Raw genomic sequence first — 25,500 nt, forward strand, 5'->3', positions numbered from 1 at the left:
AAAGGTAGACACAATGCGACGGAGAATGGCCGCACTCGTGGCTCCCGTTGCCGCTCTGGGGCTCCTGCTCGCCGCGTGCGGCGGTGGTGCCTCCAACAGTGGCAACAGCGGACTTCAGGACGCCGGCACCCAGCAGGTCAAGAACGCGGACATCAACGCGATGCCGCTCGACAAGATCAAGGACGGCGGCGACTTCAAGTGGCCGGTCGACCAGCTGCCGGACAACTGGAACTACAACGAGGTCGACGGCACGGTGGCCGACGGCGCGTGGATGTTCGGCGCCATCCTGCCCTACCCGTTCCCGCAGAACTCGGACGCGACGGTGGGCGTCGACCCGAGCTATCTGACCTCGGCCGAGGTCATCAGCACCGATCCGCAGGTCGTCGAGCTGAAGATCAACCCGAAGGCCAAGTGGAGCAACGGCCGGGCGTTCTCGTGGGAGGACTACGCCGCGCAGGCGAAGGTCCTCAACGGCAAGGACCCGGCCTACCAGGTCTCGCAGACCACGGGTTACGAGGACATCGCCAAGGTCGAGAAGGGCACTGACGACCAGGACGTGAAGATCACCTTCGCGAAGAAGTTCGCGGAGTGGAAGTCGCTGTTCAGCCCGCTCTACCCCAAGGAGCTGAACGCCGACGCGAACACCTTCAACACCTCCTGGGCGCAGAAGCCGGCGATCACCGCGGGCCCGTTCAAGGTCAAGAGCATCGACCAGACCGGCAAGACCGTGGTCTTCGAGAAGGACCCGAACTGGTGGGGCCCGAAGCCGAAGCTGGACACCGTGACCTACAAGGTCGTGGAGCGCGCCGCGCTGCCGGACGCCTTCGCCAACGGCCAGATCGACTTCTACAACCTGAACAACGACATCAACGCCTTCAAGCGTGCGCAGGCCGACCCGAACGCGGTCATCCGCCAGTCCAACAACCCGGACTACACGCACATCACCTTCAACGGTGCGCCGAGCTCCATCCTGGCCGACAAGGACCTGCGCCTGGCGATCATGAAGGGCATCGACACCGTCGGGATCAGCAAGGCGATCCTCGGCCAGATGCAGAAGGACACCACGCCGCTGGGCAACCACCTGTTCCTCAAGGGCTCCAAGACCTACGAGGACAACTCGGGGCCGTACAAGTACAACGTGGACGCCGCGAAGGCCGAGCTCGACAAGCTGGGCTGGAAGCTCTCGGGTGACACCCGCGCCAAGGACGGCAAGCAGCTCAAGCTGCGCCTGGTCATCCCGACCGCGACCCCGATCAGCCAGCAGACCGGTCAGATCCTGCAGTCGGAGCTCAAGGCGATCGGTGTCGGGCTGGACATCCAGGCCGTGCCGAGCACCGAGTTCTTCAAGAACTACGTCAACGTCGGCAACTTCGACCTGACGCTGTTCCGCTGGCTGTCGAACTCGTTCCCCATCGGCGGCAGCAAGGGCATCTACTACCTCGACCCGAAGAACATCGCCCAGAACTACGGCCGCATCGGTGACGACAAGCTGAACCAGCTGCTCGACACCGCGGCGCAGGAACTGGACGACACGAAGCGGGCCGCGGACATCAACGCCGCCGACAAGGAGATCTGGGCCGTCGGGCACCAGCTCCCGATCTTCCAGTCGCCGGGTGCGTTCGCCGTGCGCAAGACCCTGGGCAACTTCGGTTCGCCGGGTTACGCGAACACGCCGTACGACTACACCAAGATCGGCTTCGTGAAGTAAGGCGCTACCCCGGGAGAGCGGCGTGGGCCCCGGCCCGCGCCGCTCTTTCCTTTGTGGACGATCTAAGGTGGGTACCGTGCGGACGATCCTGCGGCTGCGGCCGGTGCGTCACCTCCTCGTGACGAGTGCCGTCGTGCTCATCGCGTGCGCCGTGGTGTTCGTGGTGCAGCTGCTGGAGTTCTCATCCGCGCAGACGCAAGTGCGCGGCATCACCGCGCAGGCCACCGGCACCGTGGTGCGCAGTGCCGACGGAACGGCCACCGTGCGTTTCCCCGTTGCCGGCGGCGCCGAAGCCACGGCTGACGTGTCACTCGACAGCTCGGCACCGAAGCCCGGCACGAACGTGCCCGTGCTCTACGACCCGGCGCAGCCCACGCGCGCCCTGATCCGCGACGCCACCCCGATCGTCACCGCCGACCGCGCCACCACCTACGCCACGGTGACCGTGGTCGCGGCCGCCGCCGTGCTGGCGGTGGACTTCTTCCTGCTGTTCACGCGCTTCCTGCGGCCCGCGCGCGCCACGGCTTCGGCGCCGGTCCCCGTGCGCCGGGTGAAGGTGCAGCGCGGGGTGCTCACCCGCTCGTGGATCGAGACCGAGACGGCCGTGCCGCGCTGGATCCCCGTGTACTTCTCCCCCACGCTGATCGGTTTGCCGGCGCCGGCCAAGGTCACCCTCCTCGGCGACGTCCGCGGCGACCGGCACGTCGCCGTGCGGGTGGGCGACGAGCTGCTCTACCCCTCCGGCGCCGTGCGGACCACCGAACCGCGCGGGCGCCGCACCGACAACCCCGCCGAACCCGACGACGAGCGCGCCCTCGCCGCGGCCCATCCGGTGTCCCTGGCCCGCCAGTTCCGCGCCGACCTGCCGGTGCTGGCCGTCGCGCCCGTCGTCGGCGCCTTCTGGGCCTTCGTCGACGGCAGCGGCTTCGACGGCTGGCTGGTGGTCACCGTGCTGGTCGCCGCCTTCGGCTTCTGGTGGGCCGCACTGCGCGGCTCGGACCCGTCAGTCTGACCCCAGCTCCGCGAGCACCGCGGCGAGCTCGTCGTAGGAATCGGCGAGTTTCTCCTCGCGGTCGAGCCGGTGGCGTTCCAGGCGCAGCGCGCCGAGGTGGCGGGCGCGGTAGTAGAGCGCACGCCGACGGGCGACCGGCGAGTCGTCGAGCGGGCCGTAGGACGTCCAGAACTCGTCGCGTTCGGCGCCCGGCTTGGCCTGGGCCATGTGGACCGGCCAGTCGGCCGCCGGGTCGCCCCACCAGCTGCGGTCGTGGTCGTAGACGCCGGTGACGCGCAGGTCGTCGGTGAGCATCACGTTGATCGTCCAGAGGTCGCCGTGCAGCAGGCGGGGTGAGGTGACCTCGTCGAGCACGGCGGCGTCGCGGGCGGCGAGCCGGCCGATCTCGCGCAGGTCGGCGGCGTCGAGGCCACGGTCTTCCAGGTCGAGGGCGTTGTCGGCGAAGTACGCCACCAGCGCTTCGCTCCACGTGGCGAAGTGCGGCCCGGCGACCGGGCCGAAGCCAGGCCCGCGCACGCCGTGCACCAGGCGGGTGAGCCGGCCCAGCTCGCGGTAGAACGGCCCGCGCTCGGCCGGTGGGTACGTCGGCAGCACGTCGGGGCCGGCGCGGCCGGTGAGCACGGCCTGCACCACGTAGTCGCGCGGGATGACCTCGTGGGTGAAATCCGCCGCGATCGTGCGGGGCAGCAGGTGCGCGATGGGGGCGAAGTAGGGCGCCGCGAGGTATTCGTTGCGCATGAACTGCCACTCGATCCGCGTCTGCCGCGCCGGTTCCGGGGCCACGCGCAGGATCACCGGCCCGTCGGCGAGCTCGACGCGGTAGGTCGTGTTGTAGCCGCCCCAGCCCAGCTCGGTGGCCGCCTCGACGCGGGTGCCGGGCCCGAACACGCGCTCACACACGGCTTCGATCTGCTCGGGTCCGAGCTGCTGCTGGAACGCCCCGGCGGGACGGTCGAGGGGGCGGAAGTCCATGCTCCCATCCTGGCAGCCCGGCCTCAGGGAACAGCGAGGCCTTCGCGCCTCAGCAACTCCTCGACGCGCAACCGTTCGAGGTCACGGTCGATGCCCTCGGGCAGGTCGGCGAGCCGCTGCTCGACGCCGACCGCGCGGCACGCCGTCTGCAGCAGCTCGTCGTAGGCCTGACGGGTGCCGAACCGGCGGGCCGCCGGCGTGCCGGGCGGGTAGGACGCGAGCAGGCGGTGCACGCGCCGCAGGTCGGCCGACAGGCGTTCGACCGGCGGGCCCGCGGGCGCCGGCCGTTCGCGGCGGCGGTCGCGCACCCAGCGGTAGACGGCGGGCACGCGCAGCGCGCACCAGAAGAGCGCCGAGGGCGCCAGGCTGACCACGGCGAAGAGGACGAGAGGCCCGGCCACGCTGCCGGTCGCGTCGGCCACGCGTCCAGTGTAAGCCGCGTCACAGCTGATCGGGGCGCCGTTTGCGGGCGCGTTCGGCGAAGAGCAGGCCCGCGCCGACCGCGAGCAGCACGGCGCCGGCCGCGATGTGCAGCTGCGGGGGCAGGACGTGCAGCTGCACGAACCAGCTCGGGTCGGCCGAGCCGGCGAGCCGGTTGATCAGCCCGCCGGCCCCCTGGATCACGAGCAGGAGACCGAGAAGCTCGATCACGACGTCACCCGGCTCGGCTCGTCCTGCTTGCCGAACACCTCGGTCCACAGCGGGCCGGCGACGAGCCAAATACCGACGAGCCCGCCGAGGCGCGGCAGCCAGTCCCACAACGGACCGACCTGATCCTCGGCAACGCCGAGGGCATCGAGGTGGTGGGCGAGGCCGCCGACGGCGCCACCGCGGTGCACCAGACCCGCGCGCTCAAGCCGGACGTCGTGCTCATGGACGTGCGCATGCCCGGCACCGACGGCATCACCGCCACGCGTGAGCTCGTCGCCGAAGGTCTCGCTCAGGTCCTCGTGCTCACCACGTTCGACCTCGACGAGTACGTGCACGCCGCCCTGCGTGCCGGAGCCGCCGGGTTCCTGCTCAAGTCCGTGGAAGCGCCCCGGCTGATCGAGGCCGTGAAGCTCGTCGCCGCGGGTGAGGGCGTGCCGGTGCCACAGGTCACGCGCAAGCTGATCACGGCGTTCGCGCAGTCCGCCGGGAAACCCGCGGCCGCTCCGCCGGGGCTCGCCGACCTGACCGACCGCGAACGCGAGGTGCTGGGCTGCCTGGGCGACGGCCTGTCCGACGCCCAGATCGGCACCCGCCTGCACATCGGCGAGACGACGGTCAAACCGCACGTCTCGCGGGTGCTCACCAAGCTCGGCCTGCGCTCGCGCGTACAGGCGGCGATCCTTGCTCAGGAAGCCGGGCTCGCCGGGCAGTAGCGGGCAACCGTTGTGCGCGACACCCCGTGACCTCTTAACGTTCCCCCATGGGTGTGCGGAGAACGTTGGACGTGGACGAGGTCCTGAAGCGTCAGGACTCGGGCGAGCTGAAGCGGCGGCTCAGGGGACGCGATCTGGTGGGGTTCGGCGTCGGGATCATCATCGGGACCGGCATCTTCACCCTCGCCGGCGTCGAGGCCAAGACCCACGCCGGCCCGGCGGTCACGTTGTCGTTCGTGATCGGCGCGATCGTCGCGGGGCTCGCGGCGCTGTGCTATGCGGAGCTGGCCTCCAGCGTGCCGACGGCCGGCAGCGCCTACACCTACGCGTTCGCCACGCTCGGCGAGGTGTTCGCGTGGATCATCGGCTGGGACCTGCTGCTGGAGTTCGCGCTCGGTGCCGCCGTGGTGTCCCGCGGCTGGTCCGGATACCTGGCGAACCTGCTGGGCCTGCCGCAGAAGTGGTTCGGCGACGACGCGAAGGTGAACGTCGGCGCGGTGATCATCATCGCCGTGCTCACGGTGGTCGCTGTGCTGGGCATCAAGGAATCGGCGTGGCTGACGAACCTGCTGGTGTGCGTGAAGGTCGCCGTGTGCGTGCTGATCGTCGTGGTCGGCGTGTTCTACATCAAGGGCGCCAACCTCACGCCGTTCGTCCCGCCGGCGCAGCCGCCCTCGGGTGGCACGGGCGTGCTCGAACAGCCGGTGGTTCAGGCCGCGCTCGGGCTGGAGCAGTCGGTGTACGGCATCGCGGGCGTGGTGACCGCGGCGGCCGTGGTGTTCTTCGCCTACACCGGTTTCGAGGCGCTGGCCAACCTCGGTGAGGAGACGCTGAACCCGCGCAAGGACCTGCGCGTGGGCATCCTCGGCGCGCTGGCCGTCTGCGCCGTGCTGTACATCGCCGTGTCGATCGTGCTCACCGGCATGATCCCGTTCACCGACATCGACACCGGCGCCCCGCTCGCCGCCGCGTTCGACAGCGTCGGCCAGCACTGGGTCGGTGCCCTGATCTCGCTGGGCGCGGTGACCGGCCTGACGTCGGTGATGATGGTCGAGCTGGTCACCATCGGGCGCATCGGCTTCGCCATGGGCCGCGACGGCCTGCTGCCCAAGGCCATCGGCACCACCCACCCCCGCTGGGGCACCCCGCACCGCATGACCATCGGCGGCGCCGTGCTCATCGCCGTGCTCGCGGCCTTCGTGCCCATCTCGGCGCTGTCCGACATGGTCAGCATCGGCGCCCTCTCGGCGATGATCATCGTGGCCGTGGCGGTCCCCGTGCTGCGCCGTCGCCGTCCGGACCTGAAGCGGCCGTTCACGGTGCCGTTCTCGCCCGTGGTGCCGATCATCGCGGCGGTGGCGTGTTTCTACCTCATGCTGAACCTCGACGTGCTCACCTGGATCCGCTTCGCCGCGTGGCTCGTGATCGGGCTGCTGATCTACGTCTTCTACGGGCGCAAGCATTCGCGGCTGGCGCCGGGGAACCGCACGGAATCGAAGAGTTAGCCGAACCCGGGCCGCAGGCCCGCGCCGGCGACCGCTTCGGCGAGCTCGCCGGCGTGGGCCGCGTCCGCCACGAGCAGCAGCACGCCGCGCCCGGCCAGCGCGGCGGTGACCCACTCCACGGGCTGCTCGTGGATCCCGTTGTCCCCCAACACGGGATAGGTGTCCACAACGGACAGCAGTGTGCCCTCGGCCCCGATCCGCACGCCGGTCAGCAGCACGTGGTGGCGCCCCGGCGGTCGCCAGTGGTTCGTCCACAGGGGAGGGACGCCGGCGTCGAGGTAGTCGAGCAGCGCGCGGTGCGGTGTGTCGGGTGACCCCAGCTCGGCGGCGTCCAGCCGCGCGATCACCGCCACGCGCGGCAGCTCCCACAGCGCCGCCAGCAGGCCCAGCAACGCCGGCGCAGACCACTCCCCCGTCGCCGGCACGACCCGCAACCGCTTGCCCGACACCGTTTCCACTGCCGCGGCCAGCGCCTGCGGAGCCGTGTCCGCGGTCGCGGCGTCGCACGGAACGGGCAGCCGGAAGTCGTCGCGGTGCTGCGCACCCGCGGGCGGCTCGCCCGGCGCCCGAACCGTCCCGGCGGCCACGGCGACCTCGTCCTGGTCCGCCACGGCGCAGCCGGCCGCCCGCAGCGCGGCCAGCGCCGTGAACGCCGCCGCCAGCCCGTCCTTCTGCGGCAGCTCGGCCCGCGCTTCGGCGATGAGCCGCGCGGCGCCGGGCAGCCAGTGCACGGCGGAGAGCTCGTCGTCGGCCACGCGTTCAGTACCGCCACACGTGAGCCGCCACGATTTCCTCTCGCGTGCGGTCCGCCGCCCAGGCCGCGTCGGAGGCCCGGACCGCGCGGAAGGCGCCCAGCAGCTCGTCGCCGAGGGCGCCGGAGACGCGGGGCGACGCGAGGAGCGCCGCGACCTGCTCGGCGGGGTTGGCGGGCAGCGGGAGGACTCCGCGGGTCTCGCGTTCGCCCGCCGTCCAGCCGCCCGGGTCCTCCGCGATGGGGTCGGGCAGGGGTGCGGCGTCGGCGATACCGGCCATTCCGGCGGCGAGCACGGCGGCCAGGGCGAGGTACGGGTTGGCCGAGGCGTCGGACGTCTTGAGCTCGACGTTCGCGTGGTCGGGACCGAGCAGGGCCGAGCCCGGGACGTAGCGCAGCGGTGCCTCGCGGTTCTCCACGCCCCAGAACGCGTACGCGCCGGCGAAGAAGCCCGGCCGCAAGCGCAGGGTCGAGGGCACGCTCGGCGCCGTGACGGCGGTGAGCGCGGGCAGGTCGCGCAGCAGGCCGCCGAGGTAGGCCGCGCCGTCGTCGGCGGGGTGGCCCTCACCCGCGAGCAGGTTGTGGCCCCGGCGGCGCACGGACGTGTGCAGGTGCCAGCCGTTGCCGGCCGCCGCGAGGCTGACCAGTGGGGCGAAGCTCACGGCGAGGCCGTGGGCGTGCGCGGCGGCGTGGATCGTCTGGCGGGCCAGCAGCTGGTCGTCGGCGGCCGAGACGGGGTCGGTGGCCGCCAGCGACAGTTCGAGCTGGGCGACGCCGTACTCGGCGTGCAGCTGGCCGATCCGCAGGCCGTTGGCCGCGAAGTCGTGCAGCAGAGCGGCAACGAACCCGTCGAGGCGCACGAGCGCGTGCGGGCTGTAGGCGGGGCCGGGGTGGCCGGGCGCCGCGACGAAGTCGGTGCTGCCGGCCGGGGTCACGGTGAACTCGAGCTCGTAGCCGGCGCGGAACTCGAGCCCGCGGCGCTCGGCCTCCGTGACCTGGCGTTCCAGCGCCGAGCGCTGGCAGTAGGGCCACGGCGATCCGTCGGCGGCGACCTGCCGCGCGGGCGCCCAGGCCAGCGCGGGCTGCCCGGCCAGCCGGCGCAGCCGCTCGAGGACCGGCACGAGCCGGATGTCGCCCGACGGTGTGGCGAGGCCGTCGTGACCGTAGGTGATGGCGTCGTGACTGTCGAACACGGCGAACAGCGACGTCGCGCCCACCCCGCGCACGGCGGCGTCCGCGAGGCCGTGGACCGGCACGATGCGCGAGCGCGGGATGCCGTTGTTGTCGGCCCAGGCGAGGTGCACCCCGCCCACCCCGGCCGCGGCCAGGTCCTTCGCCTTGGTCATGGCCACCTCCCAGGGGTTCGGGCCAGTATCGCGGCTGGACGGCCCGCGGGCCATCGCCACCGCGGCCCGCCGAGTCACCGCCGAACCGGCTCGTGCCCGAAAACACCGGCTGTGATGGCCGCCGCGGCCATACCTCGAAATTCCGCTGAGAACGAACAAGCCCGGAGCGGGAATGGCCGCCGTGCGTTTTCGCCGATAGCGTGGAAGGTGCTGCTGCAGGCAGGCTGACCTCGGAAAACGGCGGATTTCGGGTGCCCTCGTCCTAAGGAGCGGGACGCCACTACGGCAACTGGGGTAATTCGGCGTGACACAGGTCCCACCGGCGCGGGAACACTTGCGGGCCGCGAAACGTCTGGAACAGTGGAAGCACGAACACCGCGGAGCCGGAGGCGATCCCGCCGAGGGCGTCACTTCCGAAGTGGGCGTAGCTGGATCGAGGTACCGGGCGACCGGTACCGGGACGGAGGGAGACCCCCATGACATCACCCACGCTCACCCGCCCCGAATTGACCGCCGCCGACCGATGCGACCGGTGCGGGGCTGCGGCCCAGGTACGCGCCGTCCTCAGCTCCGGAGGCGAGCTGCTGTTCTGCGGGCACCACGCCCGTGAGCACGAGGCCAAGCTCAAGGAGCTGGCAGCGGAGATCCAGAAGTAGGGGTCCCCACACAACCGAACACTGACACGGAGGCGGCAGGTGCCCGATGCACCTGCCGCCTTCGGCGTATCGAGACCTTTTCGCCGTGAAACGGAGATCGCGGCCACTTGCAACTTCACGTTTGCAGTGCGCGGAATTGACAATTCCTGTCCGGTGCGATGTCCGATTTTCGGCAGCGAAACCATGACGCACATCACCGCGCAACCGTCGAATACCGATGACAATGGGTGTCCGGCCACGGAGAAGGCGGCAGGGGCAACCCGGGCCCTGCCGCCTTCTCCGGTTTCCGGAATCACCCGGTGTCACCTAAACCGTGTCGAGCACGACCTCGAACGCCACCTCCGCCGCGCCCAGCAGCTTCACGTCCGCGCCCAGCGCCGAGCTCACGATCCGGGTCCCGCCGACCGCCCGGCTCACCAGGCTGCGGCGGCGGACCTCGGCGGCCACCGAGCGGATCACCGAGTCCGGCAGGACCGTGAGCAGGTCGCCGAGGACGACGAGCTGCGGGCCCAGCAGGTTGACCACGTTCACCAGCCCGAGCGTGAGCCATTCGGAGAACTCCGCGAGCCGTGAGCCGGCCGCCTCGGGGTCACGGGCCAGCTCACGCAGCTCGAACAGGATCGCGCCCCGGGCGGTGTCCTCCGGCAGCCCCAGCGCGCGGCACAGGGCCGCCTCGCCGATCTCGGTCTCCCAGCAGCCGCTGCTGCCGCAGTAGCAGGCGCGGCCGCCGGGGCGGATGACCATGTGGCCGATCTCCCCGACGTACCCCGCGCCGCCCCGCAGCGAGGAGCCCTGGGCGATGACCCCGCCACCGACACCGACGTCGGCGGACACGTACACGGCGTCGGACGAACCGCGGGCCGCCCCACGCAGGTGCTCGGCGACGGCGCCGAGCTCGGCGTCGTTGCCGACCAGCACGGGGATGCGCAGCACGCTCGACAGGCGTTCGCCGAGGGCGACGTCGGTCCAGCGCAGGTTGGGTGCCTCGTGCACGTGGCCGTCGGCGCGCCGCACGACCCCGGGCACCGACACCCCGACGGCCACGGGCGTGACCCCGAGGTCGCCGGCGAGCACGGCGGTCGACTCGATCACGTGCGTGATCACCTCGTCGGCCTCGCGCATCCGGCCGCGCAGGTTCCAGCTGTTGCGGCCCAGGATCTGGCCGCCCAGCCCCACGAGCGCGAGCGCCACGTGCTCGACCTGCAGGTCGACCGCGAGCACGACCGCCGCGTGCGGCTGGGGCAGGACCAGGAGCGAGGGGCGGCCCGCCCCCCGTCCCGGCCTCGGCACCTTCTCCTCGACGACGCCCGCTTCCGCGAGCCCGTCGACGAGGGTCTTGATCGTGCTCCGGTTGAGCCCCAGCTCCGCGGCCAGGGTCGCCCGGGTGCTCGGTCCACCGACGTGCAGCAGGCGGAGCAGGGTCGTGCGGTTGTGCCGGCGCACCTCGTCGGGTCGTGCGACGGACGAGCTCGTCACCGGCTTGAACGTGGCATCGGGCGTCAGCGTGCCGACGCAGCCGCTCGGCGCCGCGACAGCGCGTCGACCGTGGCCGCGAGCAGCAGGACGAGACCGGTGACGATGTTGACCACGGCCGCCGACTGCTGGAGCAGGCCCAGGCCGTTGTTCACGATCGCCAGCACGGCACCACCGATCACCGCGTCGATGATCCGGCCCTTGCCGCCGAACAGCGACGTCCCACCGATGACCGCGGCACCCACCGCGAACAGCAGCGTGTTGAGGCCACCGGACTGCGGGTTGACCGAGCCGATCTTCGACGAGTACACGATCGCGCCGATCGCCGCGAACGACGAGCTGATCACGAACACGCTGGTGCGCAGCTTCGCCACGTTGATACCGGCGCGGCGAGCCGCTTCCTGGTTGCCACCGACGGCGTAGAGGTGCCGGCCGTACTTCGTGCGGTTGAGCACGTAGGTGCCCGCGAACAGCAGCACCAGCACGATCGGGACCACGTACGGGATGCCGTCGATCACCACGAGGTTGCTCGACGAGCGGTTGATCGTCAGCAGGTACGTGGCGACCGCGGAGATGACCACGACCACGCCGACCTTGAACAGCACGATCGGTGTCGGCTGCACCACCAGGCCGCGTTTGAGCCGGGAGAAGTGCTGTCCCAGCGCGATGAGCGCGTACCCGCCGGCGGCGACGATGAACAGGATCCAGCTGCCGAGCACCGACAGGTTGCCGTTGGCGACCGCGTTCAGGGTCTGGTTCGTGGCGATCGGCAGCGTGCCGCCCTCACCGATGAACTGCAGGATCACGCCCTGCCACACGATGAACAGCGCCAGGGTCACGACGAACGACGGCATGCCGATCTTCGAGACGAGGAAGCCGGTGATGCAGCCGATCGCGCAGCCGGTGGTGATCGCGATGATCATCTCGAGCCACGCGTTCTGCGGAGCTCCGATCAGGATCACGATGATGCCGACGAACGAAACCGCCGCTCCGGCCCAGATCCGCTGCAGCAGCGCTAGGATCACGGCGAGTGCGAGCACCGCGATGAACGTGATGAACACGCCGGTGCCCATCGAGCCGAGCAGGTTGCCGTTGCGCACGTAGTGCAGCGCCATCAGCGAGGCGGCCACGCCGGAAGCGGTACCGGCCGAGAGGTCGATCTCGCCGAGCAGCAGCACGAAGACGATGCCCATCGCGATGATGGTCTGGCCCGCGCCCTGCGCGAGCAGGTTCGCGATGTTGCGCAGGGTGAAGAAGTCACCGGAGAGCGCGCTGAACAGGATCGCCAGCACGATCACGCCGAGCACGGCGGGGACCGAGCCGAGCTGGCCGTCCTTGAGCCGCGCGAAGTAGTCCTTGATCGCCTCGCCCGTCGACATCGACGTGGTGTCGATGCCGAAGTCGGCGATCGCGTTCGCCGAGTCCGGCTTGGCGGACTTGGCAGGGGTCTCAGTCATGTCGAGTTCTTTCTCGTTGCTCACAGCACGACGTGTTCGGGGCGGGCCAGGCCGAGGTCACCCGACCGGCCGGAGGTGATCAGCTCGACCACCTGGTTGGTCGTCACGTCCTTGGTCTGCACCTCGGCGACCAGACGGCCCAGGTACAGCACGTCGATGCGGTCGGCGACCTCGAACACGTCGGCCATGTTGTGGCTGATCAGCACGACACCGAGACCCTGCTCGGCGAGGCGGCGGACCAGGTCGAGGACCTGCCTGGTCTGGGCGACACCGAGCGCGGCGGTCGGCTCGTCGAGGATCACGACCTTGCTGTTCCACAGCACCGACTTGGCGATGGCCACGGTCTGGCGCTGACCACCGGAGAGCGCCGAGACGGGCGTGCGCACCGACTTCACGGTGCGCACCGACAGGGAGGCCAGCGTTTCGCGCGCGGCCTTCTCCATGCTCGCTTCGTCGAGCAGCCAGCCGCTGCCGCGCTCGCGGCCGAGGAACATGTTCTGCACGATGTCGAGGTTGTCGGCCAGTGCGAGGTCCTGGTACACGACCTCGATGCCCAGCGCGGCCGCGTCCTTCGGGCTGCCGATGTGGGCTTGTTTGCCGTTGAAGGTCACGGTGCCCGTGTCGGACGGGTAGATGCCGGCGATGCACTTGACCATCGTCGACTTGCCGGCGCCGTTGTCGCCGACGAGCGCGGTGACTTCGCCCGCACGCACGGAGAAGTCCACGTCGTAGAGGACGTGGACCGGGCCGAAGCTCTTGTTCAGACCTTTGATGTCGAGAATGGGCTCGCTCATGGGGTTCGCTGTTCTTTCGCGTGGGTACCGGGCCGGGACGCGTCGTCGGGGTACGCGTCCCGGCCCGGCTGCTGGGTTGGTGCTACGCGGTGCGGATCAGCTGATGCCGGCCGCGGTGCACTTGGCGGCGAGGTCGCCGGTGCAGACGTCCGAGGCCTTGACGTAGCCCTGCTGGATGACCGTCTTGATGTCGCCGACCTTGATGAGGGTCGGGTTGAGCAGAACCGACTTCAGGTCGCGGTTGTTCTTCGGGTCGTGCAGGGTGCCGGTCGCGATGGCGTCGGCGGCGGCCTTGTCACCCTTGGCCAGCGCGGCGGCCAGCTTCGCGGTGTTGTCGGCCTCTTCCTTGATCGGCTTGAAGATCGTCAGCAGCTGGTCGCCACGCAGGATGGCCTGCAGGCCGGCCGCGGTGGCGTCCTGGCCGGTGACCGGGACCTTGCCGTTGAGGCCGTTCTTGGCCAGCACGGTGATGACCGCGGCGGCGAGCTCGTCGTTCGCCGCGACGACGCCGTCGACCTTGCCGTTGACGCGGGTGAAGATCTGCTCGAAGGTCGTACCACCGACCTGCGGGTCCCAGTCGTTGATCGGCTGCTTCTGGACCAGCGACAGCGCGCCCGAGGCGTACAGCGGCTTCAGGATCTTGTCGTGACCGTCGCCGAACAGCGTCGCGTTGTTGTCGGTCGGGGCGCCTTCGATCTGGACGACCGCGGCACCCTTCTTGTCCTTCAGCGCGTCGGCCAGGCCCTGGGCCTGCAGCTCGCCGACCTTTTCGTTGTCGAACGAGACGTAGTAGTCGGCCGAACCGCCGAGGCTCGGGCGGTCGTAGTCGATGACCGGGATGCCCGCGGTCTTCGCCTTGGCCTCGATCGCGGCACCGACGGCCGGGTCGGACGGGGCGATGATCAGGACCTTCACGCCCTGGCTGATGAACCCGTCGGCCAGGGTCGAGAACTTCTGGTTGTCACCCTGGGCGTTCTGGATGTCGGCGGTGAAGCCCTGGGCCGAGAGAGCGGCCTGGAGCATCGGCTTGTCGAAGGCCTCCCACCGAGCGGAGGTGGCGGTCTCGGGCAGGATCACGCCGACCTTGCCGCTGGCGCCACCGCCCGCGGGGGCGGAGGCCGAGCCGGAGGCGGAGCTGTCCCCCGTGCCCCCGGAGTTCGAGTTGGCACCGCACGCGGTCAGCACCAGGCCGGCGCTCACCGTGGCGGCAAGGAGGGTAAGGGTTCTGCTGCGCATCCTCGTTCCTTCCGGATCATGCTCGCGGGGCGGTGATCCGGAAGACCCGGCGCACCGACGCGCATATGTTGTGGCCGACAACATATGCCGCTGAGCAGCTTCGCGGAAGATAGCTGGATCGATTAAATGACACCAATTGGACACGGTTCCGCAACGGTGGCCGACCACAGCCCGGAAAGGGTAAATCCACTGACGGAGTGATCGCCAGTCGGCACCCAGCGTGACGAGATCAACTCGACTGACTCTCCGTGACCTGAACGCCTTCTGCTGCCCCGGCGGAGTCTCCCGGACACGTTCGGTGTGCGGTGATCACCCGACGCCGGCCCCGTCCGGGCCCGCTCGAAGCACCCCGATGCATCATCGGGTAAACGCACCACGCCGCATCAGGGTGGTTCGAACCGGCGGGGAAGCCGGCTGGAGCGGGCGTCACCAGGAACGCAGCGTGACGATTCGCTCCTCGAGCTGTTCCACGGTCGCCATGGCCGTGGGCGGGCCGCCGCACACCCTGCGTAGCTCGTTGTGGATCGCGCCGTGGGCCTTTTTCGTGCGGTGGTGGTACACGCCGACCAGCGCGTTGAGCTCCTTGCGCAGCGAGCCGAGGCGTTCGCTCACCGACTGGGGCTGCCTGGGTGCCGGAGGGGCCTTCTCGGCCTCGGGCTTGCGGCGCTTCTCGTCGGAGAGCTGCTCCTCCTGGCGCTTGCGCAGCAGGGCGCGGACCTGGTCCGGCTCGAGCAGCCCGGGCAGGCCGAGGTACTCCTGCTCCTCGTCGGAGCCCGAGAAGACGGCGGTCCCGAACGAGTTACCGTCGTAAATCACCTGATCGAGCTCGGCGGAGGCGCCGAGCGAGGTGAACGCCTTCTCCTCTTCGCCCGGTTCGTCCTCCGTGCGGTTGGCCTGGGCGAGCAGCTCGTCCTCCCAGCCCTCCTTCTCGCGGTGGGGCTTGCCGAGCACGTGGTCGCGCTGCGCCTCCAGCTCGCTCGCGAGCTCCAGCAGCACGGGCACGCTGGGCAGGAAGACGCTCGCCGTCTCGCCCTTCTTGCGGGCCCGCACGTAGCGGCCGATGGCCTGGGCGAAGAACAGCGGGGTCGAGGCGCTCGTGGCGTACACGCCGACGGCCAGCCGTGGCACGTCGACGCCTTCGGAGACCATGCGCACGGCCACTATCCAGCGCTCGTTGGTCTCCGAGAACTCCTTGATGCGCCCCGAGGCCTTGGGGTCGTCCGACAGCACCAGCGTCGGCGTCTCCCCCGAGAGGCGCTCCAGGATCTTCGCGTACGCGCGCGCCGACTCCTGGTCCGTCGCGATCACCAGACCGCCCGCGTCGGGCACGCCCTGGCGGACCTGCGAGAGCCGTGTGTCGGCCGCCTGCAGCACCGCCGGGATCCACTCGCCCGCCGGGTCCAGCGCGGTGCGCCACGCGCGGGCGTTCTGCTCGGCCGTGAGCGGCTCACCCAGCCGCGCGGTGAACTCCTCGCCCGCACTGGTCCGCCACGACGCCTCGCCCGAGTAGGCCAGGAACACGACCGGCCGGACCACGCCGTCGGCCAGCGCGTCGGCGTAGCCGTACGAGTGGTCGGCCTTGCTGCGCTGGAAGCCGCCCGCGTCGGGTTCGTAGGTGACGAACGGGATGGCCGAGTCGTCGCTGCGGAACGGGGTCCCGGTCAGCGCGAGGCGCCGGCGGGCGGGGGTGAACGCCTCACGCACCGCGTCGCCCCACGACTTCGCGTCGCCGCCGTGGTGGATCTCGTCGAGGATGACCAGCGTCTTGCGGTTCTCGGTGCGCACGCGGTGCAGCGTCGGGTGCGCGGCGACCTGCGCGTAGGTGACGGCGACGCCGAGGTAGTCCGACGACGTGACACCCGTGGTGTTGCGGAAGTTCGAGTCGATCGGGATCCCGGCCGCCGAGGCCGCCGACGCCCACTGGTGCTTGAGGTGCTCGGTCGGCGTGACGATCGTGACCGCCTCGATGGTGCGGTCCGACAGCAGCTCGGCGGCGATGCGCAGACCGAACACGGTCTTGCCGGCGCCGGGCGTCGCGACCGCGAGGAAGTCCTGCGGCTTGCTCGCGAGGTACTTCGTGAGCGCTCGGCGCTGCCACGCGCGCAGCGGACGCGCGGTGGAGTCCTTCTCGGCGGGTGGTGCCCCGAGGACCCCCTGCGTCGTCGTCTCGGACAACCTCGCTCACCCCCTCCCCTGGCCGCGAACCGCGGCCGTGACGTGCGAAAACCCCCACTGTGGTACCGGCTTCGACGCCGGCGACTGCGGTGAGGGCACTCGGGCGAGCTTACCTTCCGGGCCCCGCGGCGCCCGGCACCGCCACGGGTGATGTCCGTCGACCGACCCCCGAGAGGGACCCGCGACGAGCCAAATTCGCGCGAATGGACCATGCTGGGACCCACCATGGGTGAGGTGAGACCGGACGCCGGAGCGGCGACGGCGGCGAAGACGGCGCGCAAGGGGCCGTGGCGCCTGATCACGCGCACGTTCGCCAAGGCGTGGGACGGGAACATCTTCTCCGAGGCCGCCGAGGCGGCCTTCTGGCAGACACTGTCGCTCCCGCCCCTGCTGCTCGGGCTGCTGGGCAGCCTCGGCTTCGTCGGCGAGTGGTTCGGCCAGGGTGTCGTCACCGCCGTGCACGACCGCATCATCACGTTCTGCCGCACCATCTTCAGCACCAACGCGGTGCAGGAGATCATCGAGCCGACGGTGAACAGCATCCTCACGGTCGGCAAGGGCGAGATCGTGTCCGTGGGGTTCGTCATCTCGCTGTGGGCGGGTTCGTCGGCGATGTCGTCGTTCGTCGACGCCATCACGGTGGCCCACGACCAGTACGGCGTGCGCAACGAGGTGTGGCAGCGGATCTTCGCGCTGCTGCTGTACCTGTGCGCGCTCGTGATCCTCGTGGTCGGGCTGCCACTGCTGGCGATCGGCCCGGACCTGCTGCCGGAGTTCTTCCCCGTGGCCTGGCGCGGCACCGTGTCGTCCTGGGTCGGCACGCTCTACTACCCGGTGCTGGGCGTGATGATCGTGCTGGCGTTGACGACGCTCTACAAGCTGGCCCTGCCGCGGCGGCTGCCCTGGCACCGCGGGCTGCCGGGCGCGGTGCTGGCGATGGTCGTGTTCCTGATCTCCAGCATCGGCTTGCGGATCTACCTCAACTGGATCACCAAGACCGGCTACACCTACGGCGCGCTCGCCGCGCCGATCGCGTTCCTGCTGCTGATGTTCTTCATCGGCCTGGCCGTGGTCGGCGGCGCGTACTTCAACAGCGCCATCCAGGAACTGTGGCCCGCCAAGGCGACGCGCCGCCAGCGGCGCAAGTGGCGGCGGCTGGAGATGGAGCGCGCGAACGAGCGCATGCGGGCCGAGGAGGGCCGCAAGCTGTGGGACCGCACCACGATCCCGTTGCGGCGGCCCAAACGGCCCGAGGACGAGCCGGCGCACGACGACGGGTCGCCTTCTTCGGAGGCCTCGGATTCTCCGGGTTCTGCCGAGTCTGCCGGGTCCGCCGAGGCTGTCGAGCAGTCGTCGGATGGTTCCGACGCCGTGCGCAAGCTGCCCTGAGCCTCAGCGCTGCTGCAAGCGCCAGGTCGAGCTGTCGAACGCGATGCAGATGCCGGGCGACATCACGATCACGCGCAGGGTGCTGTCCCGCTCGTCGAAGTCGATGCCCTCGACCTCGAAATTGCCGCTGCACCCGCTCTGCAGCGGGAGCCGGCCCAGCGAGGTGACGTGGCCGGTCACGTCGGAGCTGCCGACCGGCGCGTCGAGGTCGACCTGCAGGAGCGGTTTCGTGGCGCCGCAGAGGCTGCCGTCGGGGTCGTCGGAGGCGCACATCAGGCGCGTGGCCGTGACGAAGTCGCAGCCCTGCACGTCGCGCACCTGGTGGTCGAGGCGGATCGCGGAGGCGTAGGGCAGGTTCTGCTTCGGGTCGGTGATCGCGACGCCGGGCATCGGGTGCACCAGCAGGCGGTCCATCGTGCCCCACTCGCCGGCCACCAGCCACTGCGCGTCGGGCGACACCGCGGCGAACGAGTTGTTGCTCGCCTCCCACGGCTCCAGCGCGTGCTTGTAGTCGGTCCGCGTGCCGTCGGGCGCCTGCACGCGGAAGAGCTTCGCGCCGCGGTCGTAGCGCTGGTAGGGCTCCACGTACCAGCCCTGGGCGGACCCCGGGTCGCCCACGTGGTTCCAGCCCTGCGCGGCGAGGCCGACGTCCACGGTGGCGGCGCCGGTGTAGCGGGAGGTCTCCCTGCTGCGGGAAGGAACTGACGGGGATCGAAGATCTACCAGTTCTTCCCGGCAGGGCAGCCACCGGGTGAATAATTTTCACGTTTGTTCGCCCGGACGTGCCTCGGCGGCCACGCCCGGGTCGGCGGACCGGCCGGTTACTCGTCCCCGCCGGGGCGGAGGCCGTCGTAGATCTCCTTGCAGGCCGGGCAGACCGGGGAGCCCGGTTTGGGCGACTTGGTGACCGGGAAGACCTCGCCGCAGAGCGCCACCACGTGCGTGCCCATGACCGCGCTTTCGGCGATCTTGTTCTTGCGCACGTAGTGGAACATCTTCGGGGAGTCGTCGTCGGTCGACTCGGTGCTGTCGGTCTCCGGCTTCGTCAGCGTCTCGGTGCTCACGCGTCCATCATGCCTCAGCCGCGCGCGGGCCGGAATTCCCGGCCGCGGGGGCTATCGTCAGGGGAATTCGAACGAGCGGGAGCCGCGCCATGGACGGACCGATCGCGACCAGGCCGCACATGCCGGGTTACGGCATCGCCCCCGCCGAGGCCGGGCTGTTGCCGTGGCACTGGGCGCACGAGCGGCTGCGCACCTCCCACGACTACTGGCTCGCCACCGTCACTCCCGCGGGCAGCCCGCACCTGATGCCGGTCTGGGCGGTGTGGACGGGCGACGTCCTGTGGTTCTCCTCGTCGCTGCGGTCGGTGAAGGCGCGCAACGTGGCGGCTGGTTCGGAGGTGTCCGTCGCGACGGAGGATCCCGAGGAGCCCGTGGTGCTCAGCGGCCCGGCGGAGGTAGTCACCGAAGCCGACGAGATCCGCTCGTTCCTCGACGCGATGAACGCCAAGTACGGCACCTCCTACGGTATCGACTTCCTCGACCCGGCCGTGAACGTGTCGGTGCGCGTGCGGCCCGCGACCGTGTTCGCGTTGCGGGAGAAGGACTTCACGACCTCGCCGACGCGCTGGGAGTTCCCGCGATGACGACCTGGGACACCGCTGTGGCCCACGTGGGCGGCGATGCGGCCGCGGCGCGCGAAGCGTGGCGCGACCTCGAAGCGCGCTACGGGGAACCGCACCGCCACTACCACGACCTCGCCCACGCCACGGCCGTCGCTCGCGACGGTGCGCAGCTCGCGGTCGGCCTCGGCGCCGACGATCGCGCCGCCGTGGTGCTGGCCGCGTGGGCGCACGACGTGGTCTACGACGCCGTGCCGGGGGAGGACGAACGTGCGAGCGCCGCGTGGCTGCGTCAATGGCTCACGCGGGCCGGAGCCGAGGCGAGGCACATCGAGCGGGCCGCGGCCCTCGTGCTCGCCACCGCGGGCCACGAAGCGCCGGAAGCCGACGAAGCGGCCACCGCACTGCTCGACGCCGACCTCGCGATCCTCGGCGCGGCCCCGGCCGGCTACGCCGAGTACGCCGAGTACGCCGCCGCCGTGCGCCGTGAGTACGCGAAGTACGACGACGCGGTGTGGGCCGCCGGGCGCACGGCCGTGCTGGAGAACCTGCTGACCCGGCCGCGGCTGTACCGCAGCGAAACCGCGCGGGCGCGCTGGGAGACGACCGCGCGGCGCAACCTGGTGGCCGAGCTGACCCGCTGGCGCGAGCACGCCGGCGATCACCGATGATGTCCGCTCGTGACCACCCAACTCTTCGTCCACGAGGAAGTCGCCTCGGCGTTGCGTGACGGACACCCCGTCGTCGCGCTCGAGAGCACCATCCTGTCGCACGGGCTGCCCCACCCCCGCAACCTCGACGTCGCCCACCGGCTCGAACAGGTGGTGCGCGCCGGAGGGGCCGTGCCGGCCACGATCGCCGTGCTCGACGGACGTCCGGTGATCGGCCTGTCGCCCGCGGAGCTGGAGCGCGTGTGCGAGCCCGGCGCGGGCCTGGACAAGCTCTCGCTGCGCGACCTCGGCCCGGCCGTCGGCCTCGGCCGCTCGGGCGCGACCACGGTGGCGGGCACGTCGGCGCTGGCCGCTCGCGCCGGGATCGGTGTGTTCGCGACCGGTGGCCTCGGCGGGGTGCACCTCGGCGCGGCGCAGAGCTGGGACGTGTCCGCGGACCTGGGCGTGCTCGCGAAGGTGCCGACGGTCGTGGTCTGCTCTGGCGTGAAGTCGGTGCTCGACATCGCCGCGACGCTCGAGGTGCTGGAGACCAACTCCGTGCCGGTGCTCGGCTACCGCACCGACGAGTTCCCCGCGTTCTACCTCCGCTCCTCGGGCCACCGCGTGGGCTGGCGCGTGGACGACGCGAAGGAAGCCGCCGCCGTGATCGCCGCGCACCGCGCGTACGCGAATTCCGGTGTGCTGTTGACGAATCCCATCCCGCAAGAGTCCGAAATGGACCGCGAGCTGCACGACCGGCTGCTGTCGGACGGGCTCGCCAAGCTGCGCGCCGAGGGCGTCTCCGGCCGGGACGTGACCCCCGTGCTGCTGGAGCACTTCCACACCGCGAGCGGCGGCGTGAGCATCGACGCCAACGAGGCCCTGGTGCTCAACAACGCGAAGCTCGCCACCGAGGTCGCCGTCGCCTTGGCGGTGCGGGCATGACCGGCATCGTGGTGGTCGGCGACGCCGGCCTCGACGTGGTCGCCCGCCACGACGACCCCCTCCCCCACGGCGGCGACGCCCGCGCGCAGATCCGCTTCACCGGCGGCGGCGCGGGCGCGAACACCGCACTGTGGCTGCGCTCCCTGGGCGCCGACACCACCCTGGTGGCCCGCATCGGCGACGACTCCGGCGGCCGGCTGATCAAGGCCGAACTCGAAGCCGAGGGCGTGCGCTGCGCCTTCACGGTCGACCCCGAGGCGGCCACGTGCTGCGTCGTGGTGCTCGTCGACGCCGAGGGCCAGCGCAGCATGCTCGCCGACCGCGGCGCGAACAAGCGCTTGCGCCCCGAGGACGTGACCCCCGACGCCCTGGCGGGCGCGAGCCACCTGCACCTCTCGGGCTACGTGCTGCTCGACCCGTCCTCGCGCCCCGCGGGCCTCGCCGCCCTGGCGGCCGCGAAGCAGGCAGGCCTCACCACCTCGGTCGACCCCCAGGCCGCGGCCCACATCCACGACCCGGCGGCATTCCTCGCCGACATCCACGGCACCGACCTGCTGCTGCCCAACACCGAGGAACTGGTGGCCCTCACCGGCTCGGCCGATCCACTCTCGGCCAAGCACCTGCTCACCACCGTCGGCGCCGTCGCCGTCACGGCGGGCACCGACGGCGCCACCTGGATCGACGCCACCGGCGTGACCACCGCCCCCGCGATCGAGGTCGCCTGCGTGGACTCCACCGGCGCCGGCGACGCCTTCGACGCGGGCGTGCTCACCACCTGGCTGGCCGGCAAGTCCACTGTGGACATCCTGCGCGCCGGCACGCGACTGGGCGCCCTGGCCGTGAGCCGCCTCGGCCCCCAGCCTTGACCCCACGCCGCAACGCCACCCTCAAACCCCCGGCCGGCCGAAACCCCACCACCTGCAGCCAGTCCCGGCGCGATCCCCGCCCCGAACCCCCGGCCGGCGCACCAACGCACCCCAAAACATCCGGCCCATATCCCACCCAGCAACCGGCAACCAACTCACCAGCAATCAGTCCCGGCCCCAACCCACCCGACAACCCCCGGCCGGCACAACAACGCACCCCAGTGCATCCAGCCCCGCCCCCGCACCCCGATCCGAAGCCTCCTTACACACTCCAGCTTCGGGGTGCTTCACCAACGCAACACGCCCTGCGAGGACTCGAAGCCCACCCCAGACCACCCGCAACACGCCCCGCGAGGACCCGGATCCCCGCCCACAACACTCCCGGCGAGCACCCCCAAACAGCCTTCAGCCGTCGATCACCCGATGCTCACGCTGCTCAATCTCCTTCGCCTCCCGCTGATACCGGTTGACGTTCTTCACCTTCCTCGGCGGCCGATCATTGGCGATCAACACCGCAATCCACGGCAACGGCACCGACAACACCAGAAACGTCACCGCCAACCACCACGTGTGATAAGTCAACCCGGCCAGGATCAAACACGGAATCCGGCACACCATCATGATGGTGTACTTCTTCTTCCGCGCGGCCAGCTGATCGTCGTAGGACGGTTCCGCCTCGGTGATCAGCACCGGGGCCGGACGGGAATCGGCACCTTGGGCGGGCTCGTTCACAGCACCACCTCCACGCCTTCCATGCTCCCACTCCGAGCCGTCATCCGACACCCGGGTGGGACATCCGAGACATCGCGGCGACGACCAGCGTCTCGACGCCCGCGCGCAGCGTTGGGTGCAGGATCGGCGCGAAGCGGGGTGAGTGGTTCGACGGGATGTCGCTCTCGAAGCGACCCTCGCTCATCGCCGTGACGACCTCCTGCGGTTCGAGGCCCCCGACCAGCCAGAACACCGACGGCACGCCGGCCTCTGAGCCGAACTCGCCGAAGTCCTCGCTGCCGGTCACGAGCGGGGCGGGCAGCACGACGTCGCTGCCGAAATGCTCCCGGAACACCTCCGTGAGCTGGTCGGAAGCGGTCTCGTCGTTGGAGGTCACCGGGTAGGAGTTGAGCAGCTCGACGGTCGGCGGCTTCGGCGCGCCGGCGCCCACGGCCTCGGCGTTCGCGATGCGCTCGATGGCCGCGCGCAGCCGCAGCAGCACCCCGTTGTCGAAGGCGCGGGTGTTGACCTCGAGCACGGCGTCGTCGGCGATCACGTTGCCGACCGAGCCCACGTGCAGCGAGCCGACGGTGACCACGGCCGGTTCGGTGGCCGCGACCTCGCGGGAGACCACCGTCTGCAGCTTGAGCACCAGCGACGCCGCCATCACGGCCGGGTCGACGGTGGTCTCGGGCCGCGAGCCGTGGCCGCCGCGTCCGTGGAGCGTGATGCGCAGCGTGTCGGAGGCCGCCATGAGCACGCCCGGGCGCGTGAGGACCCAGCCGGCCGGACCGGGCACGAGGTGCTGGCCGAAGACCACGTCGGGGCGCCCGGCGAGGTCGAACAGGCCGTCGGCGATCATTTCCGACGCGCCGCCGTTGCCCTCCTCCGCGGGCTGGAACACGACCAGCAGCGTGCCCGACCAGTGCTCGCGTGCGCCGGCGAGCAGGCTCGCGGCTCCCGAGAGCCAGGTGGCGTGCATGTCGTGGCCGCACGCGTGCATCACGGGGACGTCGTTGCCCGCTTCGTCGACGCCGCGCGCTGTGCTCGCGTACTCGAGGCCTGTCTTCTCCTCGACGGGCAGCGCGTCGATGTCCGCGCGCAGCATCACCGTGGGGCCTTCGCCGTTGCGCAGGACCCCGACGACGCCGGTGCGCCCGATGCCGGGGTGGACCTCGAACCCGTCGGCTGCCAGCCGGCGCGCGAGCTCGGCCGCGGTGCGGGTCTCGGCGAACGCCAGCTCCGGGTGGCGGTGGAAGTCGATGTAGAGCGCTTCCAGGCCAGGCAGAGCCGCGGCGAGCGGAGCGAGGACACGTTCGATGGTCACGGAGTCCATCGTGGCAGGCTTACCCACCGTGAGCACGAACACGCCTCTGCCCGACCTGTCCGACGACGTCTGCGCGCGGCTGCGCGAGGCCTTCCGGCGCGCCGCCTACGACGCCGACGGGGTGGTCGATGCCCTCGGCGGCGCGGCCCACGCCGCGCTCGGCCGCGGCGAGCCCGAGCCCGCCCGGCGCGCCAGCCTCGACGCCGGCGACCTCGGCACGCTCGTGCGGCTGTTCCTGCTCGGACTGACGGAGCCCGAAAAGTCCGTTGAGTCCGCTTTTTCCCCGCTGTCACCGGAAGCTGCCGTGGCCGCGGGGATCCTCGCCCTCGACACCGACGGGTACAAGGCCGCACTCGACATCCGTCCGCACGGCGACGAAGAGGGCTCGTGGTGGGTCGTGGCCGACCTCGACGCCGACATGCTCGGCCACGTCGTGCCCGAGGACCACGTGCTCGGCGTCGGCCACGCGTCGCTCAGCCTCATCCGTGCCACCAGCCGCCGGCCCGTCGGCACGCTGCTCGACGTGGGCACCGGCAACGGCGTGCAGGCCCTGCACGCCACCCGTCACGCGCGGCGCGTGACGGCCACCGATGTCTCCGCACGAGCGCTCGCACTGGCCGCCGGCACGTTCCGGCTCAACGAACTCGACGTCGAGCTCGTGCGCGGCGAGTGGTTCGCGCCGGTCGCGCGGCGGCGGTTCGACCAGATCGTGTGCAATCCGCCGTTCGTGGTCGGGCCACCGCGCGTGGACTACACCTACCGCGACTCCGGCCTGGCCGGCGACGACGCCAGCGCGCTCGTGGTGCGCCAGCTGCCGGGCTTCCTCAACGACGGCGGCACCGGGCAGCTCCTCGCCTCCTGGCTCCACACGGGCGGCGAGGACTGGGCCGATCGGGTGGCGCGCTGGCTGCCGGTGGAGACGGACGCGTGGTTCGTGCAGCGTGACGTCGCCGATCCCGCGCTGTACGTCGGCACGTGGCTGCGCGACGAAGGCATCGACCCGCGCTCGCCCGAAGGCCGGGTGAAGGCGGCCGCGTGGCTCGACTGGTTCACCGAGAACCGCGTGCAGGGCATCGGGTTCGGCTTCGTGACGCTGCGCCGCGCCGCCGGCCGGACGCCGACCGTGGTGTGCGAGGACCTGCGCCAGGCCTACGACGACCCGCTGGGCCCGGAGGCCGCGAACTGGCTCGACCGCGTCGAGTGGCTGCGCGCGCACGGGGACGAGCTGATGGACGTCGCCTTCCGCGTGCCCGACAGCGTGCTGCTGGAACGCGTCGACTCCCCCGGCGACGAGGGCTGGGAGACCACCGTGCGGCGCCTGCACCGCACCGACGGCCCCGGCTGGCAGCACGAGGTCGACGAGCTGCTCACCCGGCTGCTCGCGGGCTGCCGGGGCGCGCTGGCGCTGGAGGACCTGATCGAGCTGCTGGCGGCTTCGCAGGGCCTCGACGCGACGGAGCTGGCAGCCGCCGCGCTGCCCGTGGTGCGGGAGCTCGTGCGCCACGGGATGCTCGTGCCGGCTTCCGCGTGAAGGCGGCT

Annotated in this window: 24 protein-coding genes and 1 pseudogene; 11 read left to right on the forward strand and 14 right to left on the reverse strand. The window is 71.1% G+C overall.

What is annotated here, in order from left to right; genetic code table 11:
- Positions 1-25 precede the first annotated feature (25 nt).
- Both ACWEOE_RS20320 and ACWEOE_RS20325 read left to right on the forward strand, forming a co-directional pair.
- A complete protein-coding gene (locus ACWEOE_RS20320) occupies positions 26-1,708 on the forward strand; it encodes an ABC transporter family substrate-binding protein (protein ID WP_452011235.1) in 1,683 nt (560 codons plus the stop codon).
- Between the two features lie 76 nt (positions 1,709-1,784).
- Positions 1,785-2,720 carry a hypothetical protein gene (locus ACWEOE_RS20325; protein ID WP_452011237.1) on the forward strand — a complete coding sequence of 312 codons (936 nt, stop codon included), beginning with the start codon at positions 1,785-1,787 and terminating at the stop codon, positions 2,718-2,720.
- Here ACWEOE_RS20325 and ACWEOE_RS20330 read toward each other — a convergent pair.
- From ACWEOE_RS20330 to ACWEOE_RS20340, 3 genes are read right to left on the reverse strand one after another with little or no spacing between them, the layout of a single operon-like run.
- On the reverse strand, positions 2,712-3,692 hold the full coding sequence (locus ACWEOE_RS20330) for a phosphotransferase family protein (RefSeq protein ID WP_452011240.1): 981 nt from the start codon (positions 3,690-3,692) through the stop codon (positions 2,712-2,714). The genes ACWEOE_RS20325 and ACWEOE_RS20330 overlap by 9 nt on opposite strands.
- 23 nt (positions 3,693-3,715) lie before the next feature.
- Positions 3,716-4,114, reverse strand: coding sequence for a hypothetical protein (locus ACWEOE_RS20335; protein WP_452011243.1), 399 nt, complete (start codon positions 4,112-4,114; stop codon positions 3,716-3,718).
- A gap of 19 nt (positions 4,115-4,133) precedes the next feature.
- On the reverse strand, positions 4,134-4,343 hold the full coding sequence (locus ACWEOE_RS20340; RefSeq protein WP_452011245.1) for a hypothetical protein: 210 nt from the start codon (positions 4,341-4,343) through the stop codon (positions 4,134-4,136).
- Positions 4,344-4,462: 119 nt separating this feature from the next.
- Between ACWEOE_RS20340 and ACWEOE_RS20345 the strand changes: the two genes are divergently transcribed.
- Positions 4,463-5,056: a response regulator gene (locus tag ACWEOE_RS20345; RefSeq protein WP_452011318.1), complete on the forward strand. Its 594-nt coding sequence runs from the start codon at positions 4,463-4,465 to the stop codon at positions 5,054-5,056.
- Between the two features lie 47 nt (positions 5,057-5,103).
- Positions 5,104-6,561: an APC family permease gene (locus tag ACWEOE_RS20350; RefSeq protein WP_452011248.1), complete on the forward strand. Its 1,458-nt coding sequence runs from the start codon at positions 5,104-5,106 to the stop codon at positions 6,559-6,561.
- Here ACWEOE_RS20350 and ACWEOE_RS20355 read toward each other — a convergent pair.
- Entirely contained in the window at positions 6,558-7,316 is a 759-nt protein-coding gene (locus tag ACWEOE_RS20355) for a DUF6885 family protein (protein WP_452011251.1), read from the reverse strand. The two genes, ACWEOE_RS20350 and ACWEOE_RS20355, sit on opposite strands and share 4 nt — an antisense overlap.
- Positions 7,317-7,320: 4 nt before the next feature.
- Positions 7,321-8,658 carry a glutamine synthetase gene (locus ACWEOE_RS20360; RefSeq protein WP_452011254.1) on the reverse strand — a complete coding sequence of 446 codons (1,338 nt, stop codon included), beginning with the start codon at positions 8,656-8,658 and terminating at the stop codon, positions 7,321-7,323.
- Between the two features lie 476 nt (positions 8,659-9,134).
- Here ACWEOE_RS20360 and ACWEOE_RS20365 point away from each other — a divergent pair, with 476 nt between their 5' ends.
- Entirely contained in the window at positions 9,135-9,314 is a 180-nt protein-coding gene (locus ACWEOE_RS20365; RefSeq protein WP_204090267.1) for a DUF7455 domain-containing protein, read from the forward strand.
- 306 nt (positions 9,315-9,620) lie between these two features.
- Here ACWEOE_RS20365 and ACWEOE_RS20370 read toward each other — a convergent pair whose 3' ends face one another.
- From ACWEOE_RS20370 to ACWEOE_RS20390, 5 genes are all read right to left on the reverse strand, one after another.
- On the reverse strand, positions 9,621-10,790 hold the full coding sequence (locus tag ACWEOE_RS20370; RefSeq protein WP_452011257.1) for an ROK family protein: 1,170 nt from the start codon (positions 10,788-10,790) through the stop codon (positions 9,621-9,623).
- A gap of 23 nt (positions 10,791-10,813) precedes the next feature.
- Complete coding sequence (locus ACWEOE_RS20375) at positions 10,814-12,244, reverse strand: sugar ABC transporter permease (protein ID WP_452011260.1); 1,431 nt, start codon at positions 12,242-12,244, stop codon at positions 10,814-10,816.
- Positions 12,245-12,264: 20 nt separating this feature from the next.
- Complete coding sequence (locus tag ACWEOE_RS20380) at positions 12,265-13,038, reverse strand: ATP-binding cassette domain-containing protein (protein ID WP_452011262.1); 774 nt, start codon at positions 13,036-13,038, stop codon at positions 12,265-12,267.
- A gap of 96 nt (positions 13,039-13,134) precedes the next feature.
- Positions 13,135-14,274, reverse strand: coding sequence for a sugar ABC transporter substrate-binding protein (locus ACWEOE_RS20385; RefSeq protein ID WP_452011264.1), 1,140 nt, complete (start codon positions 14,272-14,274; stop codon positions 13,135-13,137).
- Positions 14,275-14,700: 426 nt separating this feature from the next.
- On the reverse strand, positions 14,701-16,449 hold the full coding sequence (locus ACWEOE_RS20390; protein WP_452011267.1) for a DEAD/DEAH box helicase: 1,749 nt from the start codon (positions 16,447-16,449) through the stop codon (positions 14,701-14,703).
- Between the two features lie 225 nt (positions 16,450-16,674).
- Here ACWEOE_RS20390 and ACWEOE_RS20395 point away from each other — a divergent pair, with 225 nt between their 5' ends.
- On the forward strand, positions 16,675-17,838 hold the full coding sequence (locus ACWEOE_RS20395; RefSeq protein ID WP_452011269.1) for a YihY/virulence factor BrkB family protein: 1,164 nt from the start codon (positions 16,675-16,677) through the stop codon (positions 17,836-17,838).
- Between the two features lie 3 nt (positions 17,839-17,841).
- On the opposite strand, the pseudogene ACWEOE_RS20400 reads toward ACWEOE_RS20395, so the two are convergent.
- A pseudogene (locus tag ACWEOE_RS20400) lies at positions 17,842-18,528 on the reverse strand (hypothetical protein); the annotation flags it as partial.
- A 131-nt stretch (positions 18,529-18,659) separates the two neighbouring features.
- Positions 18,660-18,902: a DUF3039 domain-containing protein gene (locus tag ACWEOE_RS20405; protein ID WP_366583364.1), complete on the reverse strand. Its 243-nt coding sequence runs from the start codon at positions 18,900-18,902 to the stop codon at positions 18,660-18,662.
- A gap of 89 nt (positions 18,903-18,991) precedes the next feature.
- Between ACWEOE_RS20405 and ACWEOE_RS20410 the strand changes: the two genes are divergently transcribed.
- Genes ACWEOE_RS20410 through ACWEOE_RS20425 form a run of 4 tightly spaced genes read left to right on the forward strand, consistent with a single transcriptional unit; the run spans position 18,992 to position 21,923 of the window.
- The gene (locus ACWEOE_RS20410; RefSeq protein ID WP_452011273.1) at positions 18,992-19,486 is read left to right on the forward strand and encodes a pyridoxamine 5'-phosphate oxidase family protein; all 495 of its coding nucleotides are present in this window, start codon (positions 18,992-18,994) and stop codon (positions 19,484-19,486) included.
- Positions 19,483-20,133 carry an HD domain-containing protein gene (locus ACWEOE_RS20415; protein WP_452011275.1) on the forward strand — a complete coding sequence of 217 codons (651 nt, stop codon included), beginning with the start codon at positions 19,483-19,485 and terminating at the stop codon, positions 20,131-20,133. Before ACWEOE_RS20410 ends, ACWEOE_RS20415 begins: the two co-directional genes overlap by 4 nt.
- A 9-nt stretch (positions 20,134-20,142) precedes the next feature.
- Positions 20,143-21,057, forward strand: coding sequence for a pseudouridine-5'-phosphate glycosidase (locus ACWEOE_RS20420; RefSeq protein ID WP_452011277.1), 915 nt, complete (start codon positions 20,143-20,145; stop codon positions 21,055-21,057).
- On the forward strand, positions 21,054-21,923 hold the full coding sequence (locus ACWEOE_RS20425) for a carbohydrate kinase family protein (RefSeq protein WP_452011279.1): 870 nt from the start codon (positions 21,054-21,056) through the stop codon (positions 21,921-21,923). The genes ACWEOE_RS20420 and ACWEOE_RS20425 overlap by 4 nt, the downstream gene beginning before the upstream one ends.
- A gap of 405 nt (positions 21,924-22,328) precedes the next feature.
- Here the strand turns inward: ACWEOE_RS20425 and ACWEOE_RS20430 are convergent, their stop codons facing one another.
- A complete protein-coding gene (locus ACWEOE_RS20430) occupies positions 22,329-22,655 on the reverse strand; it encodes a DUF3099 domain-containing protein (RefSeq protein ID WP_452011281.1) in 327 nt (108 codons plus the stop codon).
- A 40-nt stretch (positions 22,656-22,695) separates the two neighbouring features.
- Positions 22,696-23,961 (reverse strand): amidohydrolase, encoded by a 1,266-nt coding sequence (locus ACWEOE_RS20435; protein ID WP_452011283.1) that lies wholly within the window; start codon positions 23,959-23,961, stop codon positions 22,696-22,698.
- A gap of 28 nt (positions 23,962-23,989) precedes the next feature.
- Here ACWEOE_RS20435 and ACWEOE_RS20440 point away from each other — a divergent pair, with 28 nt between their 5' ends.
- Complete coding sequence (locus ACWEOE_RS20440) at positions 23,990-25,492, forward strand: DUF7782 domain-containing protein (protein WP_452011286.1); 1,503 nt, start codon at positions 23,990-23,992, stop codon at positions 25,490-25,492.
- The last annotated feature ends 8 nt before the right edge of the window (positions 25,493-25,500 follow it).

The sequence above is a fragment of the Amycolatopsis sp. NPDC004368 genome (assembly GCF_053602515.1).

What these genes read in the sequence shown, in the direction of transcription:
- ACWEOE_RS20350 (WP_452011248.1), top strand. Translation starts at nt 5,104, where the DNA reads ATGGGTGTGCGGAGAACGTTGGACGTGGACGAGGTCCTGAAGCGTCAG.
- ACWEOE_RS20330 (WP_452011240.1), bottom strand. Translation starts at nt 3,692, where the DNA reads ATGGACTTCCGCCCCCTCGACCGTCCCGCCGGGGCGTTCCAGCAGCAG.
- ACWEOE_RS20385 (WP_452011264.1), bottom strand. Translation starts at nt 14,274, where the DNA reads ATGCGCAGCAGAACCCTTACCCTCCTTGCCGCCACGGTGAGCGCCGGC.
- ACWEOE_RS20375 (WP_452011260.1), bottom strand. Translation starts at nt 12,244, where the DNA reads ATGACTGAGACCCCTGCCAAGTCCGCCAAGCCGGACTCGGCGAACGCG.
- ACWEOE_RS20410 (WP_452011273.1), top strand. Translation starts at nt 18,992, where the DNA reads ATGGACGGACCGATCGCGACCAGGCCGCACATGCCGGGTTACGGCATC.
- ACWEOE_RS20360 (WP_452011254.1), bottom strand. Translation starts at nt 8,658, where the DNA reads ATGACCAAGGCGAAGGACCTGGCCGCGGCCGGGGTGGGCGGGGTGCAC.
- ACWEOE_RS20415 (WP_452011275.1), top strand. Translation starts at nt 19,483, where the DNA reads ATGACGACCTGGGACACCGCTGTGGCCCACGTGGGCGGCGATGCGGCC.
- ACWEOE_RS20380 (WP_452011262.1), bottom strand. Translation starts at nt 13,038, where the DNA reads ATGAGCGAGCCCATTCTCGACATCAAAGGTCTGAACAAGAGCTTCGGC.
- ACWEOE_RS20395 (WP_452011269.1), top strand. Translation starts at nt 16,675, where the DNA reads ATGGGTGAGGTGAGACCGGACGCCGGAGCGGCGACGGCGGCGAAGACG.
- ACWEOE_RS20320 (WP_452011235.1), top strand. Translation starts at nt 26, where the DNA reads ATGGCCGCACTCGTGGCTCCCGTTGCCGCTCTGGGGCTCCTGCTCGCC.
- ACWEOE_RS20365 (WP_204090267.1), top strand. Translation starts at nt 9,135, where the DNA reads ATGACATCACCCACGCTCACCCGCCCCGAATTGACCGCCGCCGACCGA.
- ACWEOE_RS20425 (WP_452011279.1), top strand. Translation starts at nt 21,054, where the DNA reads ATGACCGGCATCGTGGTGGTCGGCGACGCCGGCCTCGACGTGGTCGCC.